Annotated in this window: 15 protein-coding genes; 6 read left to right on the top strand and 9 right to left on the bottom strand. The window is 70.6% G+C overall.

Annotated elements, in window-relative coordinates; translation table 11 throughout:
• Positions 1-96 precede the first annotated feature (96 nt).
• Entirely contained in the window at positions 97-1,104 is a 1,008-nt protein-coding gene (locus AB0K15_RS28430) for a zinc-dependent alcohol dehydrogenase family protein (protein WP_364056839.1), read from the top strand.
• 266 nt (positions 1,105-1,370) lie between these two features.
• Here AB0K15_RS28430 and AB0K15_RS28425 read toward each other — a convergent pair whose 3' ends face one another.
• Together AB0K15_RS28425 and AB0K15_RS28420 are read right to left on the bottom strand one after the other, a co-directional pair.
• Positions 1,371-1,721 (bottom strand): hypothetical protein, encoded by a 351-nt coding sequence (locus AB0K15_RS28425; RefSeq protein WP_364056836.1) that lies wholly within the window; start codon positions 1,719-1,721, stop codon positions 1,371-1,373.
• Positions 1,722-1,885: 164 nt separating this feature from the next.
• The gene (locus tag AB0K15_RS28420) at positions 1,886-2,545 is read right to left on the bottom strand and encodes a dienelactone hydrolase family protein (protein ID WP_364056833.1); all 660 of its coding nucleotides are present in this window, start codon (positions 2,543-2,545) and stop codon (positions 1,886-1,888) included.
• A 93-nt stretch (positions 2,546-2,638) separates the two neighbouring features.
• Between AB0K15_RS28420 and AB0K15_RS28415 the strand changes: the two genes are divergently transcribed.
• Entirely contained in the window at positions 2,639-3,991 is a 1,353-nt protein-coding gene (locus tag AB0K15_RS28415; RefSeq protein WP_364056830.1) for a TrpB-like pyridoxal phosphate-dependent enzyme, read from the top strand.
• Between the two features lie 42 nt (positions 3,992-4,033).
• Here the strand turns inward: AB0K15_RS28415 and AB0K15_RS28410 are convergent, their stop codons facing one another.
• Both AB0K15_RS28410 and AB0K15_RS28405 read right to left on the bottom strand, forming a co-directional pair.
• On the bottom strand, positions 4,034-5,626 hold the full coding sequence (locus AB0K15_RS28410) for a hypothetical protein (RefSeq protein ID WP_364056827.1): 1,593 nt from the start codon (positions 5,624-5,626) through the stop codon (positions 4,034-4,036).
• Positions 5,602-6,354: an ABC transporter ATP-binding protein gene (locus tag AB0K15_RS28405; protein ID WP_364057131.1), complete on the bottom strand. Its 753-nt coding sequence runs from the start codon at positions 6,352-6,354 to the stop codon at positions 5,602-5,604. Before AB0K15_RS28405 ends, AB0K15_RS28410 begins: the two co-directional genes overlap by 25 nt.
• Before the next feature lie 211 nt (positions 6,355-6,565).
• Here AB0K15_RS28405 and AB0K15_RS28400 point away from each other — a divergent pair, with 211 nt between their 5' ends.
• Positions 6,566-7,054, top strand: coding sequence for a hypothetical protein (locus AB0K15_RS28400; RefSeq protein WP_364056824.1), 489 nt, complete (start codon positions 6,566-6,568; stop codon positions 7,052-7,054).
• Positions 7,055-7,099: 45 nt separating this feature from the next.
• Here the strand turns inward: AB0K15_RS28400 and AB0K15_RS28395 are convergent, their stop codons facing one another.
• The 3 genes from AB0K15_RS28395 to araD all read right to left on the bottom strand — a co-directional run bounded on the left by AB0K15_RS28395 (position 7,100) and on the right by araD (position 10,911).
• Complete coding sequence (locus AB0K15_RS28395; RefSeq protein WP_364056821.1) at positions 7,100-7,339, bottom strand: hypothetical protein; 240 nt, start codon at positions 7,337-7,339, stop codon at positions 7,100-7,102.
• The gene (locus AB0K15_RS28390; RefSeq protein WP_364056818.1) at positions 7,339-9,102 is read right to left on the bottom strand and encodes a VanW family protein; all 1,764 of its coding nucleotides are present in this window, start codon (positions 9,100-9,102) and stop codon (positions 7,339-7,341) included. The genes AB0K15_RS28395 and AB0K15_RS28390 overlap by 1 nt, the downstream gene beginning before the upstream one ends.
• Positions 9,103-9,192: 90 nt before the next feature.
• Positions 9,193-10,911 carry an L-arabinonate dehydratase gene (araD, locus tag AB0K15_RS28385; protein WP_364056815.1) on the bottom strand — a complete coding sequence of 573 codons (1,719 nt, stop codon included), beginning with the start codon at positions 10,909-10,911 and terminating at the stop codon, positions 9,193-9,195.
• A 145-nt stretch (positions 10,912-11,056) separates the two neighbouring features.
• Between araD and AB0K15_RS28380 the strand changes: the two genes are divergently transcribed.
• From AB0K15_RS28380 to AB0K15_RS28370, 3 genes are read left to right on the top strand one after another with little or no spacing between them, the layout of a single operon-like run.
• Complete coding sequence (locus AB0K15_RS28380; protein WP_364056812.1) at positions 11,057-11,716, top strand: GntR family transcriptional regulator; 660 nt, start codon at positions 11,057-11,059, stop codon at positions 11,714-11,716.
• 5 nt (positions 11,717-11,721) lie between these two features.
• Positions 11,722-12,225: a metallophosphoesterase gene (locus AB0K15_RS28375; protein WP_364056810.1), complete on the top strand. Its 504-nt coding sequence runs from the start codon at positions 11,722-11,724 to the stop codon at positions 12,223-12,225.
• Between the two features lie 18 nt (positions 12,226-12,243).
• Positions 12,244-13,242 carry a PHP domain-containing protein gene (locus AB0K15_RS28370; RefSeq protein ID WP_364056808.1) on the top strand — a complete coding sequence of 333 codons (999 nt, stop codon included), beginning with the start codon at positions 12,244-12,246 and terminating at the stop codon, positions 13,240-13,242.
• On the opposite strand, the gene AB0K15_RS28365 is transcribed toward AB0K15_RS28370, so the two are convergent.
• Together AB0K15_RS28365 and AB0K15_RS28360 are read right to left on the bottom strand one after the other, a co-directional pair.
• Positions 13,229-13,912, bottom strand: a complete 684-nt coding sequence (locus AB0K15_RS28365; protein ID WP_364056806.1) for a L,D-transpeptidase family protein — start codon at positions 13,910-13,912, stop codon at positions 13,229-13,231. The genes AB0K15_RS28370 and AB0K15_RS28365 overlap by 14 nt on opposite strands.
• Positions 13,913-13,975: 63 nt before the next feature.
• Positions 13,976-14,827, bottom strand: a complete 852-nt coding sequence (locus AB0K15_RS28360; protein WP_364056803.1) for a chitosanase — start codon at positions 14,825-14,827, stop codon at positions 13,976-13,978.
• Between the last annotated feature and the right edge of the window lie 99 nt (positions 14,828-14,926).

Below are 14,926 nucleotides of genomic sequence, written 5' to 3'. Positions count from 1 at the left end.
TTGGCAAAGACCTTTACGGCAGCTCCGCGGCCCTGCTAGAAAGAACATGGTCATCTTTTCAAAGACAATTACATCTCAGCTAAAGGAACAACTTCCATGAGCCAGCTCATCCTCACCGCCATCGGTGGCGACCTCGCCGACACCGTCGAAGCGGCCGAGCACCAAGACCTGACCGTCGGCCGGCAGGACGTCCTGGTCGAGGTCGACGCCGCGCCGGTCAACAACGCGGATCTGCTGTTCACCATGGGATGGTTCTCCGTCACGCCCCAGCTGCCGCAGCCGCTGGGGGCCGAAGGCGTCGGCCGGGTCGTGCGCACGGGCGAGGACGTCGACCGGACGTTGGTCGGCCGGCGCGTGCTGATCCTGCCCACGTTCGTCCACGGCACGTGGACCGACCGGGTCGTGGTTCCGGCGAGCACTGTCATCCCACTGTCCACGTCGGACACCACTGAGGTGCTGCAACTCGCGATGCTCCCGGTCAACCCCGCCACGGCCTACGCACTGATCCACGACTACGCCACGCTTGACCGCGGCGACTGGATCGGCTTGAACCTCGCGAATTCCGCGGTCGGGCACCACGTCATCGCCCTGGCGAAGCGGGCCGGGATCAGGACTCTCGCCGTCGTCCGGCGGGAGGGGGCCGCCGAGCAGGTCCGGGCGCTCGGCGCCGATGCCGTCGTCGTCGACGGTCCGGACCTGGGCGACCGCATCGCCGCCGCATTGTCCGGTGAACAGCTGCGGCTGGCTCTGGAGGGCACGGCCGACCCCGAGCAGGCCGCCGCACTGGTGCAGTCGCTGGAGGACGGCGGCACCGTCGTCACCTTCGCTGCGGCAACCGGGCAGGCACCGGCCATCCCCGTGGGCGACTTGATCTACCGCGGCATCGTGCTGCGCGCGTTCTTCATCCTCAACTGGATCCGCGACACGCCACGCCACGAACTCGAGCGCGTGTACGGCGAACTCGCCTCCTTGGTCGAACAGGGCGTGCTCATGGCGCCGGTCGAGGCGACCTATTCCTTGAGCGACCACCGCACCGCACTGGCCCACGCGGCACGCCCCGAACGCTCCGGCAAGGTCCTCTTCGTGCCGAACGACCGGAGCTGACCTCTTCGGCGCCGTCCGCCAGCGTGGCCGGACGGCGCAACACCTCGCGCTCGTCCACTGGGGCTGAGCGCGGAGCCGGGCAACCCGGGGCCGCGGTGCGTCTCGTCGCCGCCCCGCGTGCTCAGTTACTGGCCCACAAGAAACACATCGACCGGGGCAGGTCTGTCAGATCTGCCCCGGTCGATCCAGCGGCTACTCGCCCGAGTCATCAACAACCAGCGCGACTCGACCGTCCTGGTCGCGGGGCGCATGCGGAACGACTTCGCTCACAGGGCGAAAGAGCTGCGGCGCGCCTGGTCGATCTCGGCCGGGCCGAGGCGTAGCACCGCACCTTGCACCGCGAGATGATCCTGAGCGAGCTGACACTGGTCAGGGTGACGTGGCCGTCCCTGGCGTCGTGTCGAGGGCTTGCCCAAGTGCCGGCAGATGGTGGGTCGGGTGATGCCGAACTCGGCGGCGATCTGGGCGACGGTGTAGCGGCGTTTGCCGTCGTCGTCACGCTCGTCGTACATCTGCCGGGCCAGCTGCACCCGGCGGGACCCGGGCTTCGGTTTCTGCCCGCTGGGGCGACTGCGTGCCCGGGCTGCGGCCAGGCCGCCCATCGTCCGCTCGGACATCAGGGCGTGCTCGAACTCGGCGATCGAGCCGAGGAGCTGGAAGACATCCGCCCGACCGCGGTGGAGGTGTCGATGCCCTGGTCGAGGACCACCAGGTCCACACCTTTCGCCTACAGCGTCGAGGATGAGGTGCGGATGACGAGCGAGGGTTGGGGTGCGTCGGTTCAGAGTTCCGTTGCGGCTTCCCGCAGATACGCCTCGAGCTGTCTGCTCGGGGCGGTCACGCCTCTGGTACCGAGCCGGCAGGTGCAGAGACGACGGACGATGGTGGGCTGCCGCATCGGGAGAACCACCACGCTCGGCGGAGCGTCCAGCACCAACAACCGCGGCAGCAGGGCGACGCCGAGGCCTGCTGAGACGACCACCTCGTCCAGCGAAGCAATCTCCGCGGCCACCGTCGAGCCGTAGAACGACACCGCCGTATCGGGCGTGCCCGCCGCGGCAGCGGCGAAGGCGAGAGATCCGCCCAGGCAGAAGCCCAGCACGCCGGCGCCGGAGGTCATCGCGCGCAGGTGCGCGAGGGTCGCCAGGACGTCCGACAGTGCCAGCGCGGGGTCCAGCTGACCGGAGACCTCCATCGACCGGGCGACGCCGGCCTCGTCGTGGGCCGACGACCAGCCCGGCGCGAAGCGGTGGAACAGCTCGGGCACGGCGACCACGTAACCCAGGTCCGCGAGATCGGACGCGACGCCGGAGAGATAAGCGTCCAGGCCGAAGATCTCCTGGACCAGCACCAGGCCGGGGCCGCGGCCGCCGGCGGGGAGCCACACGGGCAGGTCGACGGGGCCGTCGGCCAGCTGCAGGCGATCGACGCGAGTGGGCAAGTTTCCTCCCAAGTAGATCCACTGTGGACAATCAGGCTGGCCCACCGGGCCCCCGGCGATCTATCTTGAGTTTTCCAGATCTCAGGAGGCGTGATGGCGGAGCGCACCAAGTACATCCTGGACGAAGCCGATCTCCCGACGCAGTGGTACAACGTGGTGCCCGACCTGCCGGAGCCACCGCCCCCGCCGCTGCACCCGGGCACGCGCGAGCCCGTGGGACCCGAGGACCTGGCGCCGCTGTTCCCGCAGGCGCTGATCGCTCAGGAGGTGAGCACGGAGCGTTACGTGGACATTCCCGAGGAGGTCCGCGACGTCTACCGCCTGTGGCGCCCCTCGCCGCTCTACCGCGCGCACCGGCTGGAGAAGGCGCTGGGCACGCCGGCGCGGATCTACTACAAGTACGAGGGCGTCAGCCCGGTCGGCTCGCACAAGCCGAACACCGCGGTGCCGCAGGCGTTCTACAACGCCGCGGAGGGCGTCACGCGCCTGACGACCGAGACGGGCGCCGGCCAGTGGGGCAGCGCGCTCGCGTTCGCGTGTGCGCAGTACGGGCTCGAGTGCGAGGTGTGGCAGGTCCGCGCCTCCTACGACCAGAAGCCCTACCGCAAGCTCATGATGGAGACGTTCGGCGCGACCGTGCACCCGAGCCCGTCGGCGCTCACCGAGTCCGGACGGAAGATCCTCGCCGACGACCCCGAGTCCACCGGCAGCCTCGGCATCGCGATCAGCGAGGCCGTGGAGCAGGCCGCGGCCGATCCGAACGCTCGGTACGCGCTCGGCAGCGTGCTCAACCACGTGCTGATGCACCAGACGGTGATCGGCGAGGAGACGCTCAAGCAGTTCGAGCTCGCCGGCGACACCCCGGACATCCTCGTCGGCTGCACCGGCGGCGGCTCCAACTTCGGCGGGCTCGCGTTCCCGTTCCTGCGCGAGAAGCTGGCGGGCCGGATGAACCCGGTGATCCGCGCCGTCGAGCCGGCGGCGTGCCCGACGCTCACGCGCGGCACGTACGCGTACGACTTCGGCGACACGGCGGGGCTCACCCCGCTGCTGAAGATGCACACGCTCGGCCACGGCTTCATCCCCGACCCGATCCACGCGGGCGGCCTGCGCTACCACGGGATGTCGCCGCTCATCTCGCACATCTACGAGCTGGGCCTGATCGAGGCGATCGCCGTCGGGCAGCGCGAGTGTTTCGCCGCGGGCGTGCGTTTCGCCCGTGCGGAGGGCATCGTCCCGGCGCCCGAGCCGACGCACGCGCTGGCCGCGTGCATCCAGGAAGCGTTGCGCTGCAGGGAAACCGGGGAGGAGAAGGTGATCCTCACCGCGCTGTGCGGCCACGCGCACCTCGACCTGCCCGCGTACGGCGCCTATCTCTCGGGCGAGATGGTGGACAACGAGCTGTCCGACGACGTGCTCGCCACTTCGTTGGCCGAGTTGCCGTGAACACCGCGGGCCGCGGGTCACGTCGACCCTTCGGCCCCCGGTTCACTGCTCCTTCGACACCGTCGCCAGCAGCTCGGGGCCGCGCGTCGCCAGGCGTTGGCGCGCGAGCCCGCCCCACCACCACGCCAGCACGGCGCCGACCACGATCCCGACCGGCACGCCGAGCCACTGCAGCACCGGCGAGCCGAGCACCGCGCCGGTGATGCACAGCGCGAGCACCGGCAGCGCCCCCGCGGCGACCAGCAGCATCGTCGCGAACATCTGCAGCACCCGGGCGCAGCCCGGGCGGCCGCCGGAGGACCAGGGGCTCGAGCTCCTGCGCTGGTCGGGCAGCGGGTACGCGAGGTACACCGACTGCAGCATCAGCACGCCCGCACCGGCGCCAAGCAGCGACGGCACCAGGCCGAACACCCACGGGTACGCGCCGGTCTCGCCGACCGCGCCGGGCAGGACCGCGGCCAGCACCAGCGCCACCGGCGCGACGATCAGCGCCCACGCGAGCTGCCGGCCGCGGACGTCGGCGCGTTCGGCGCCGGGCACGGTGAGCGTGTGCCACAGGGCGCTGCCGTCGAAGCCGTAGAGGTTGCCCGACTGCATGCACGCGAAGAACACCACCGCGACGCCGAGGTAGGGCACGATCGCGGGCCGCCCGCCGCCGGACAGCGCCGGGAGCACGGTGACCACGACCCCGACGATCAGCGTCGACAGCAGCGCGACGCGCCGGCGGGCGTCACGCCACCACGTGAACAGCTCCTTGCGCGCCACGGCACCCACGGGCGTCTCGGGCAGCAGGCTGCGGCGCACGCGCGCGCCCTCGGCCCGCACCTTCGTGCGCGACGCGCCGCGGAACGACGGGCTCGTCACCTGCCGCGCGAGCAGCGCGCCCCACGCCGCGATCAGCACGGCGATCAGCGCGAGCATCGCGACCAGCAGCCCGAGCGCGGTGCCCCACTCGCCGGTGCCCGCCGCGTGCACGGCGACCGTGCCCCAGCCGGACGGCAGCACGTGCATCACGTTCACGAAACCCGGCACGCGGCCGTTGATGATCGCGGGGCCGAGGCTGTTGATCGCCAGGTTCACGCCGACGCCGGACAGACCGGTGAGCGCGACCAGGATGATGCCGAGTTCTTTGCCCTTGCGGGACGTCAGCAGCGCGCCCAGCGCGGCCATCACCACGCGGTAGAGCAGCACCACGAACGCCAGCTGCAGCACCGTGAACACGAGCCCGACCAGCGCCGCGCCCGCGCCGAGGCGCAGGCCGTAGAAGAACAGGCCGAGGAACGCGACCAGGCTGACCAGCGTCGTCACGCCGACGAAGCTCGCGGCCAGCAGCCCGACGGCAAGCTTGCGCCGCCCGATCGGCAGCAGCGCGAAGTGCTCCGGCCGCAGCGTGTCGTCTCCGCCGCCGGTGGCGATGGGCGCGAGCACCCAGCCGGCCGCCCAGCCCGCGTAGATCGTGCTCAGCAGATCGACGGTGATCCCGCTGCCGCCGCGGATCGGCACGAGGGCCAGCACGATCGTCAGCACGGCGGCCGTCAGCCCGATCACCCCGCCGACGACCATGCCCGCGACGCGGCTGCCGCGCAGGGAATTGCGCAGCACGCGCAGCTTCAGTCGGACGAGGACGCCAACCACGACAGCCCTTCCGCTCCGCCGGTGCGCCCGCCCACGATGTGCACGAACGCGTCTTCCAGGCTCCCGCCGCCCCGCACGTCGTCCACGGCGCCCGCCGCGACCACCCGGCCGCGCGTGATCACCGCGACGTGGCTGCACAGCTGCTCGACCAGCGCCATCACGTGGCTAGAGAGCACCACCGCGCCACCCGAGCCGACGAACCGCTGCAGGATCGTCCGGATCGTCGACGCCGACACCGGGTCCACCGCCTCGAACGGCTCGTCCAGCACCAGCAGCCGCGGCCCGTGCAGCAGCGCCATCGCGAGCCCGATCTTCTTGCGCATGCCCGCGGAGTAGTCGATCACGAGCGTGCGCTCGGCCTCCAGCAGCTCCAGCACGCCGAGCAGCTCCTGCGCCCGCTCCGCGACCGTGTTCGGCGGAAGTCCCCGGAGAAGTCCCATGTAGGTCAACAGCTCGCGGCCCGTGAGGCGCTCCGGAATGGACAGTCCGTCCGGCAGCACGCCGATCAGGCTTTTCGCCCGCTCCGGCTCGCGCCACACGTCGACGCCGAACACGTTCGCCTGCCCCTGATCCGGCCGCAACAACCCCACCGCCATCGACAGCGACGTGGTCTTGCCCGCGCCGTTCGGCCCCACGAGCCCGAAGAACGAGCCCCGCGGAACCTCCAAGGTGACGCTGTCGACTGCGAGCGTGGTGCCGAACCGTTTGGTGAGCCCGTACAGGCCCATTGCGGCGTCCGCGCCGGTTTCGGCCACGAGTGCCCCCTTCCGTGGTCTGGATGGGGAGATTACGCGGGTTGGGGGAGCTGTGCGCGGTGTTTGCGGTGTGTTGGTGGGGTGCGGTTGGGGTGGGTTGCGGGTTGATGCTGGGTGGTTACGTTCGGTGACGGTTCCGGCTGGTCGACGTTCATTCCGCGCCGGGCTATACCTTGAACCCGTCATGAGGCAGCACGACTCGGAGGTTCGCTTGCCGGACAAGCGCCCCGTCGGCGATGCGCTCGCCATCGCTCGAGGTCTGGTTGTCGGGGACGGCCCAGTCGGCCCGCCCGTGCCGGCTCTTGTCGAGCTGGCCCGCAGGTTCTTCGCGACGGAGTTCGACGTGCCAGCCGGCCAGGATGCGGACGGACTTCTCTTTGAGTACGGGCCAGTCGGCTGGCTGCCATCGCCTACGTTGGTCGTCGGCATGGTCCGGCAATTGGAGGTTTGCGATCCGGCCGGTGCACACGAGGCTTTTTCGCAGGTGCAGTTCGAGTACAGATATGATCTGGACCGCGATCTGGAAGCTGCCGGGAGATTTTCGGATTGGTGGTTTCCTGACGGTGGGACGCCCCTCGAATTCTGGCTGGACACCGTCTCGAGGGTGCCTATTGGTGATCTTCTCGCGAGCAGGGAACCAAGAGAATTCTTGGTCTGGCACGATCGGGTGTGATCGTCGATATCAGGGGTGATCTTCAGGTCGAAACGCGCCACCGCGTCAGTCGACCTGCGCCGAGGCGACGAACCAGGAGCCCGACTCGACGTCGATGGGCTCGCCGACCCACGGCTGCACGATGGCGGCGATCGCCGCCGTCATCGGCCACTCGTTCATGATCCAGCCCTCGGGCGTCATGTCGACCTGCCCGCGCAAGGGCTCGACGACCTCCGCCGGCAGGGTCCACTCCCGTTCGAGGAACTCGTCCGCACCGAACTTCTCGACCAGGTTGACCACACACATCAGGCCTCGCAGGTGATCTTCGGCTGCGGGTTGTACCGCACCGTCCGCGTGTGGCGTGAGACTTCCTGCCCCGTGGCGGCGTCCTTCAGCACCCGGGTGTCCGTCGTCGTGAACCCGGGCGCGCCGTTCGACGGGTGGCAGTTCTCCGCCGGCCCCGGCTTCGTGGGTGGTGGAGTCGGATTGGTTCGCTCCCCGGGGATCGACTCCACCGAGTACCGCTTCGTGCCCCACAACTTCACCGTCAGCGACGAAGGCGACCAGATGGTCTGAATGGCGATCCCCGTCGCGGAGTCGTTCGTGAACTTCAGGTCGATCACACTCGACCCGTTCGGGTTCTGGAAGACCGTCGCCTCGCGAGCCGCCGGATAGCGGCTGATGTAGTAACTGTGCTCCTTGTGCCCCGCGTCCTTCATGCCCGCGAAGTACGCCGCGTTGTACAGCGTCGTCGCGAACTGGGAGATGCCGCCGCCGACTTCGCGGGCCGGGGCGCCGTTTTCGATGACGCCGGCCTCGACGTAGCCCTGGGGTTTGCCGCGGGGACCGGTGAAGCCGTTGAGGCTGAAGGTCTCGCCGGGCTTCACGATGGCGCCGTTGACCTTCTGGGCGACGACGCGGATGTTGACGCCCGAGTCGGGAGCGAAGCCGCCGGTGGTGAACTCGCCGACGACCTCCTTCACGCCCAGCGCGTTGGCCTGCTCGGTCGTCACCTTGGCCGGGCTGTTCTTGTACACGGCCTTCAGCGAACGACCGTCAGCGCGCTTCAGCACGTCGGGCAGCGGCTTGAGGCTCGGCTCCCAGTCGACGGTCTTGCCGTCCACCGAAGGCTCGACGGTCGGCTTCCCCCCGCTGAACCCGATGGTCGCCTCCTTGCCCTCCTTCTCGGTGGACTTCAGCTGCGGGCCGGCGACCGCGACGACCTTCTTCTGGTCCACGACCGGCACGAGCCCGCCGCCGTCGGCAGGCGCAAAAGTCAAAGCCGCGGCGATGTCACGGGGCTCCAGCACGGCCGAGGCGCCCTCGCCGTCGACCTTCACCGGCGCCGCCACCGCGGGCCGGGCGAACTGCTCCAGAGCCGCCTGCACCCCGGCGGCAGTGGTCCGCACCGGCGCCGCCGCCACGGGCAGAGCCAGCTCGGACCCCGAAGCCCACTGGCTCAGCACGGCGGCCTTCGCCGCGGCGACGTCGAGCTTCTGCCCCGGCTGCGGCGCCACGGCGACCGGCGTGGTGCCGTCGAACCGCACGGTGCCCTCCACCGCGGCACGATCCACCCGCCCGCGCAGATCCTCCAGCGCCGGATCCAGCCGATCGCCCTCGGCGTGCGAGACGACGCCGATCTCGTGCGTCGAGAAGAACGACGCCAGCCGCGTGAACGGGTTCAGCGGCTGGTCACCGGCCTGGTCCAGAGTCGCCGACCAGTCGAGGCGCAAGCCGGCCAGCGTCGGCGACAAGGTGGTCCGAGCCGCGCCCGCGGTCACCGTCAGCGGCTGCGTCAGCCGCGGCTCGATGAGCCCCCGCAGCTCCCGCTCGGCCACCGGCCGGTCGAGGCCACCGACGTCGACGCCCGCCACCGTGGTCCCGCGCGGCACGCTGCCCTGGCTGGTGAGCAGGTCGATGAGGTACACGACCAGCAGCGCGGCGAGCACACCACCGGAGACCCACAGGGCTTTGCCCAGGCGAGAGCGCGATTCGGGCTCGGCGGGGACCGCCGGCAGCACGACCGTCTGCTCGTCCTCGGACTCCGGCCAGCGCGGTTCGTACGGCACCTGTTCGACCCTTCGTTTGCTGCGTCCCGCGCCACAGCGTACGGCCTGAGCCGGACATGACGGACTAGTGCCCCTTGGGGAACAAACCGGTCAGCGCGCGTCGGGCTCCGGGTTGGCGCCGGTGCGCGCGAGGAAGTCGAAGTCGCAGCCCTCGTCGGCCTGGGTGATGTGCTCGGCGTACAGGGCACCGTAACCGCGTTCGAACCGCGGCGCAGGCTCGAGCCAGTCCGCCCGCCGGCGCGCCAGCTCGTCGTCGGGCACCTCCAGCCGCAACGCGCGAGCCGGCACGTCGAGCGTGATCAGGTCGCCGTCGCGGACCAGGGCGAGCGGGCCGCCGACGTGCGATTCCGGGGCGACGTGCAGCACGCAGGCGCCGTACGAGGTACCGCTCATGCGCGCGTCGGAGATGCGCACCATGTCGCGCACGCCCTGCGCGAGCAGGTGGTCAGGGATCGGCAGCATGCCGTACTCGGGCATGCCCGGGCCGCCGAGCGGGCCGGAGCCGCGCAGCACCAGCACGGAGTCGGCCGTGATGCCGAGCGACGGGTCGTTGATGCGCTTCTTGAGGTCGGCGTAGTCGTCGAACACGACAGCGGGTCCCGTGTGCGTGAGCAGCTCCGGCGTCGCGGCGATGTGCTTGATGACCGCGCCCGACGGAGCCAGGTTGCCGTGCAGCACGGCGACGCCGCCTTCGGCCGCCAGCGGGTTGTCGCGCGGGCGGATCACGTCGTCGTTGTGCACGCGCGCGGTCGCCAGCGTCTCGGCCAGCGTGCGGCCGGAGACGGTGAGGCGGTCGGTGTGCAGCAGGTCCGTCAGCCGCGACAGCAGCCCGGGCAGGCCGCCCGCGTAGTAGAAGTCCTCCATCAGCCACGCGCCGCCCGGGCGGATGTTCGCGAGCACGGGCACGCGGCGCGCGATCTCGTCGAAGTCGGCCAGGCTGAGGGCCAGGCCGCTGCGCCCGGCCATCGCGATCAGGTGGATCACCGCGTTGGTCGAGCCGCCGAGCGCGAGCACGGTGGTGATGGCGTCGGCGTACGCGCGCTCGTCGAGGACCTTCGTGATCGTGAGGTCCTCCCACACCATGTCCACGATCCGCGCGCCGCTGGCCGCCGCCATCCGGTGGTGCGCCGAGTCCACGGCCGGGATCGACGCCGCGCCCGGCAGCGTCACGCCGAGGACCTCCGCGGCCGAGGTCATGGTCGACGCCGTGCCCATCGTCATGCAGTGGCCGGGGGAGCGGGCGAGGCCGCGTTCCAGTTCGGACAGCTCCTCGTCGCCGATGGTGCCGGCGCGGCGTTCGTCCCAGTACTTCCACATGTCCGTGCCGCTGCCCAGCACCTCGTCGCGCCAGTGGCCGCGCAGCATCGGCCCGGCCGGGACGAAGATCGCGGGCAGGCCGGCGCTCGCCGCGCCCATCAGCAACGCGGGGGTGGTCTTGTCGCAGCCGCCCATCAGCACCGCGCCGTCGGCCGGGTAGGAGCGCAGGATCTCCTCGGTCTCCATCGCCAGCAGGTTGCGGTACAGCATGGGCGTGGGTTTCTGGTACGTCTCCGACAGCGTCGCGACCGGGAACTCCAGCGGGAAACCACCCGCCTGCCACACGCCGCGTTTCACCTGCTCGGCGCGCTCGCGCAGGTGCATGTGGCACGGGTTGATGTCGCTCCACGTGTTGAGCACGGCGATCACCGGCTTGCCCAGGTGTTCTTCGGGCTCGTAGCCGAGCTGGCGGGCCCGGGCGCGGTGGCTGAAGTTCCGCAGCTCGTCGCCGCCGAACCAACGGTGGCTGCGCAGGTCCTCCGGTGTTCTCATGGCCGGGCCGCCTTTCGTCGCTACGGGCAGTATGGCATCTGATATATGATCACACCCGCCGTGCGGGCCACGGGCACCGCCCGCGCCCGCCTGGTTGAATGTCGGTCTGTTCACCGCGGCAGACCGCGCGAGCCTGGAGTGTCCGATGCCACCGACGTTCAGCCTGCCCGCCTCCCGGACCGAAGTGGTCCTGGAGGAGATCCGGCGCGGCATCCTGACCCGCGAGCTGCTCCCGGGCCAGCCGCTGGTGGAGGCCGAGCTGGCGCAGCGCCTCGGCGTGTCGAAGACGCCGGTGCGCGAGGCGCTGAAGGTGCTGTCGAACTCGGGTCTGGTCACGTTCAGCCCGTACCGCGGCGCGTCGGTCTGCGTGGTCGACGCGGAGCTCGCGCGTTCGGTGTACGACGTGCGGATGGTGCTGGAGCCCGAAGCGCTGCGCCGTTCGGTGGCGGCGGGCGCGTCGTTCGACGACGCGGCCGAAGCGCTGAAGGAGGCGCAGGCGGCGCTCGCGGACAAGGACCACACCGCGCTCAGCCTGCTCAACCGCCGCTTCCACGGCGCGCTCTACGCCGGCTGCGGCAACCCGCTGATGGTCTCGATGCTCGACGACCTCAAGGACCGCGCCGCGCTCATCACCGTGGTCGGCTGGGACGCGAACCCCAGCTGGCGCAAGGAGTGGACCGAGCACAAAGCCGTGCTCGCCGCCGCGAAGAAGGGGGACGCCGAGGGCGCGGCCGAGCTGCTGCGCAAGCACATCGGCGCGTTCCTCGAGCGGGTGCTGGCCGCGATCCCGGACGAGGGGGCGTAACGACCGTGCGGCTGCTGCTCGTCGCGGACACCCACCTGCCCAAGCGCGCCAAAGAGCTGCCCGACGCGGTCTGGGCCGAGGTGGAGCGGGCCGATGTCGTCGTGCACGCCGGGGACTGGGTGGATCTCGACGCGTTCGACGAGCTCGCGGTGGCCAGCAAACGGCTCGTCGCGGTGTACGGCAACAACGACGGTCCCGAGCTGCGCGAGTGGCTGCCGGAGGTCGCCCGCGTGACGCTCGGTGGGGTGCGCCTGGCCGTGATCCACGAAACGGGCGATGCGAAGGGGCGCGAGGCACGTTGTGAAGCGCAGTTCCCCGACACCGACGTGCTCGTGTTCGGCCACAGCCACATCCCCTGGGACACCGTGACGCCCGGCGGCCTCCGCCTGCTCAACCCGGGTTCGCCCACCGACCGGCGGCGGCAGGAGTTCTGCACCTACCAGACCGCCGAAATCCGCGCCGGGAAACTCACCGACGTCGAGCTGCACGAGCTGCCCCGGCGCGCCTGAACGGGTAGAACAGGACGCATGGACCCGGCACGCGCACTGCGCGACATCGCGTTCCAGCTCGAACGCGCGGCTGAGCCGACCTACCGCGTCCGCGCCTTCCGGCAGGCGGCGGCGGTGGTCGACAACCTGTCGCAGGAGGAGCTGGAAAGCCGCGTGCGCTCGGGCACGCTGCAGGCGCTCAAGGGCATCGGCAAGGCGACGGCCGGGGTCATCGAGGACGCGTGGCTCGGCCGCGTGCCCGCGTACGCGGCGAAGGTCGCCGAAGCCGACCTGCCCGACGGTGGCGAACTGCGCGCCGCGCTGCGCGGCGACTGCCACACGCACTCCGACTGGTCCGACGGCGGCAGCCCGATCCAGGAGATGGCCGAGGCCGCGCGCGACCTCGGCCACGAGTGGATCGTGCTCACCGACCACTCGCCGCGCCTGACCGTGGCCAACGGTCTTTCACCTGAGCGCCTGCGCAAGCAGATGGACGAGGTCGCGCGCGTCAACTCCGAGCTCGCCCCGTTCCGGCTGCTGCACGGCATCGAGGTCGACATCCTCGACGACGGTGCGCTCGACCAGCGGTCGGACTTGCTGGAGCGGCTGGATTTCGTGGTCGCGAGCGTGCACTCGAAGCTGCGCATGCCCTCGCGTGAGCTGACGCCACGGCTGCTGGCGGCCGTCGCGAACCCGCACGTGCGCGTGCTGGGGCATTGCACCGGCCGGCTGGTGCGAGGTCCTCGGGCGCGGCCGCCGTCGACGTTCGACGCCGAGAAGGTGTTCACGGCCTGCCGGGACCACGGCGTGGCGGTGGAGATCAACTCGCGCCCGGAGCGGCTCGACCCGCCGATGCCGCTGCTGCGGATGGCCGTGGAGCTGGGCTGCGAGTTCGCCATCGACAGCGACGCGCACGCACCCGGGCAGCTGGACTGGCAGGTCTACGGGTGCGCACGCGCGGAAAAGGCCGGTCTCACCGCGGACCGCGTGATCAACACCCGGCCCGCGGACGAGCTCTTTCAGTCTACTGTGGACTGATGCCGATGTTGATCACGGGATGCCCGGCCGGGTCGAGCCAGCGCATCACGGCGTCGAGGTCCGCGCCCGGGATGGCCACGCAGCCCGCCGTCGGTTTGCCCGACGAGACGTGCAGGAAGAACGCCGAACCCTTGCCCGGCACGGCGGGCGAGCGGTTGTAGTCGATCACGGTGGCGTGGTCGTAGACGGGCCCGGCCTTGCCGAGGTCCTCGCCGGCCGACTCGTCGAACGGGCAGGTGCCGGGCGCGCACGAGTAGTGCGTGTTGTAGAAGGGCGACTCGACGTCGGAGACCCACCAGTCGTTCTCGGTCACCTGGCGGTAGGGCAGCCGGGTCCCGTTGGTCGGCTGGATGCCGAATGCTTCGGTGAGCGACCAGACACCCGCGGGAGTGTGCGACGTCGTTTCGCTCGCGACGCCGATGCCCTGCGTGCCGACGAACGCCGGGAACGGACCGAGCGCGCGGACCCAGTGGGAACCCTTGCGCTGCCAGGCGATGAGCGTCGCGGTGGTCGACGACGGGTCCGGCGCGGTGACCGTGACCATCTGGCCCGCGGAACCGTGGTAGCCCAGCGGGGGCTCCTGCGCGGGATTCCGGGCGGGTGACGCCGGTGCGGCGGTGGCGAGCGTACCCAGCGCGACGCAGACCAGCGTCCCCAGAACGGTTCTCATGGAGCGCGAGCTTACGGTAGGAACCCGGGCCGCCGCAGGGAAATCGGCGGCCCGGGTCGTGGATCAGCCGATCTGGTAAGAGTCGCCGTAGACCTTCCACTTCAGGGGCGTGTGGAGGTCGAGGTTGCCCGCGTTGAGGAACACGAGCTGTTCGGTGTCCACGCGCGAGGTGTCGGCGTGGGCTTCTTCCTGCTTCATGATCACCTTGCGGGCGTCGAGGAACGCCTTGAGGTAGGTGGTCTCGTTGCCGCCCTGTGACGGCGGCTTCGCCTTCTTGATGGCGGAGTTGCGGATGCCGCCGAAGCTGTCGGAGCTGTTGCCCGGGCCGTGCATCACGATGGCGTCGTAGTAGATGAACTGGCCCAGTGCGCCGAGGCCGTCGGACTTGGCCTGGTTCACCGACGGGTTGAAGTACACGCGGTCGCGCTCGCTGTTCTGCGCGGCCTGGAACTGCGACGTCTTCGCCGCGGCCTTCCACGCGTCCACGAACGCTTGGCCGAGGCCGGAGTGCGAGTCGGTGCCGTTGACGTTCCGCAACGCCGGCAGGTACTTCGCCAGCGGGTTGTTCGGCGCGGAGTCGGTGTAGGCCTCCACGAGTTCGAGCATGTCGCCGGTGCCCGAGCAGAAGCCGATGATGCCGGCGGTGTAGCCGCGGCCGTCGCCGATGTCCTCGATGTAGCTGTACTGGGCCTTCCAGTCGAGGCTCGAGTTCTCCGCACTGGAGACGAGCTGCATCGCGATGTCCTTCTTCTCCGGCGAGGCGAGATCGCCGCCGGAGGCGAGGACGGCGGCCGCGCTGGTGAGGGACGCGGGGGTGGGCGCGGCACTCGAGAGGGCGGGGGTGGCCAGGACGACGGTGAGGGCCGACGCCACGGTGAGGCCGGCGACAAGGGCAGGCCGCATCGTCTTGCGCATGGGGGGAATTCCCTTTCCGCAGAATTGTCAGGGCGGGGCCATGACAGGTGGGCAAGGCGGACGAAGCCGGGAATTCCCTGGCGTACCGGGGTAAACACG

It is taken from the genome of Amycolatopsis sp. NPDC049253, from assembly GCF_040678995.1.
Lineage (GTDB): Bacteria > Actinomycetota > Actinomycetes > Mycobacteriales > Pseudonocardiaceae > Amycolatopsis.
The sequence above is the reverse complement of the archived record's forward strand: the minus strand, read 5'-3'. Positions and strand labels throughout refer to the sequence as shown.

Excerpts from the sequence above, each read along its gene's own strand:
- AB0K15_RS28430 (WP_364056839.1), top strand. The coding sequence starts at position 97 with ATGAGCCAGCTCATCCTCACCGCCATCGGTGGCGACCTCGCCGACACC.
- AB0K15_RS28425 (WP_364056836.1), bottom strand. The coding sequence starts at position 1,721 with ATGTCCGAGCGGACGATGGGCGGCCTGGCCGCAGCCCGGGCACGCAGT.
- AB0K15_RS28415 (WP_364056830.1), top strand. The coding sequence starts at position 2,639 with ATGGCGGAGCGCACCAAGTACATCCTGGACGAAGCCGATCTCCCGACG.
- AB0K15_RS28405 (WP_364057131.1), bottom strand. The coding sequence starts at position 6,354 with ATGGGCCTGTACGGGCTCACCAAACGGTTCGGCACCACGCTCGCAGTC.
- AB0K15_RS28400 (WP_364056824.1), top strand. The coding sequence starts at position 6,566 with ATGAGGCAGCACGACTCGGAGGTTCGCTTGCCGGACAAGCGCCCCGTC.
- AB0K15_RS28395 (WP_364056821.1), bottom strand. The coding sequence starts at position 7,339 with ATGTGTGTGGTCAACCTGGTCGAGAAGTTCGGTGCGGACGAGTTCCTC.
- araD (WP_364056815.1), bottom strand. The coding sequence starts at position 10,911 with ATGAGAACACCGGAGGACCTGCGCAGCCACCGTTGGTTCGGCGGCGAC.
- AB0K15_RS28380 (WP_364056812.1), top strand. The coding sequence starts at position 11,057 with ATGCCACCGACGTTCAGCCTGCCCGCCTCCCGGACCGAAGTGGTCCTG.
- AB0K15_RS28370 (WP_364056808.1), top strand. The coding sequence starts at position 12,244 with ATGGACCCGGCACGCGCACTGCGCGACATCGCGTTCCAGCTCGAACGC.
- AB0K15_RS28365 (WP_364056806.1), bottom strand. The coding sequence starts at position 13,912 with ATGAGAACCGTTCTGGGGACGCTGGTCTGCGTCGCGCTGGGTACGCTC.
- AB0K15_RS28360 (WP_364056803.1), bottom strand. The coding sequence starts at position 14,827 with ATGCGCAAGACGATGCGGCCTGCCCTTGTCGCCGGCCTCACCGTGGCG.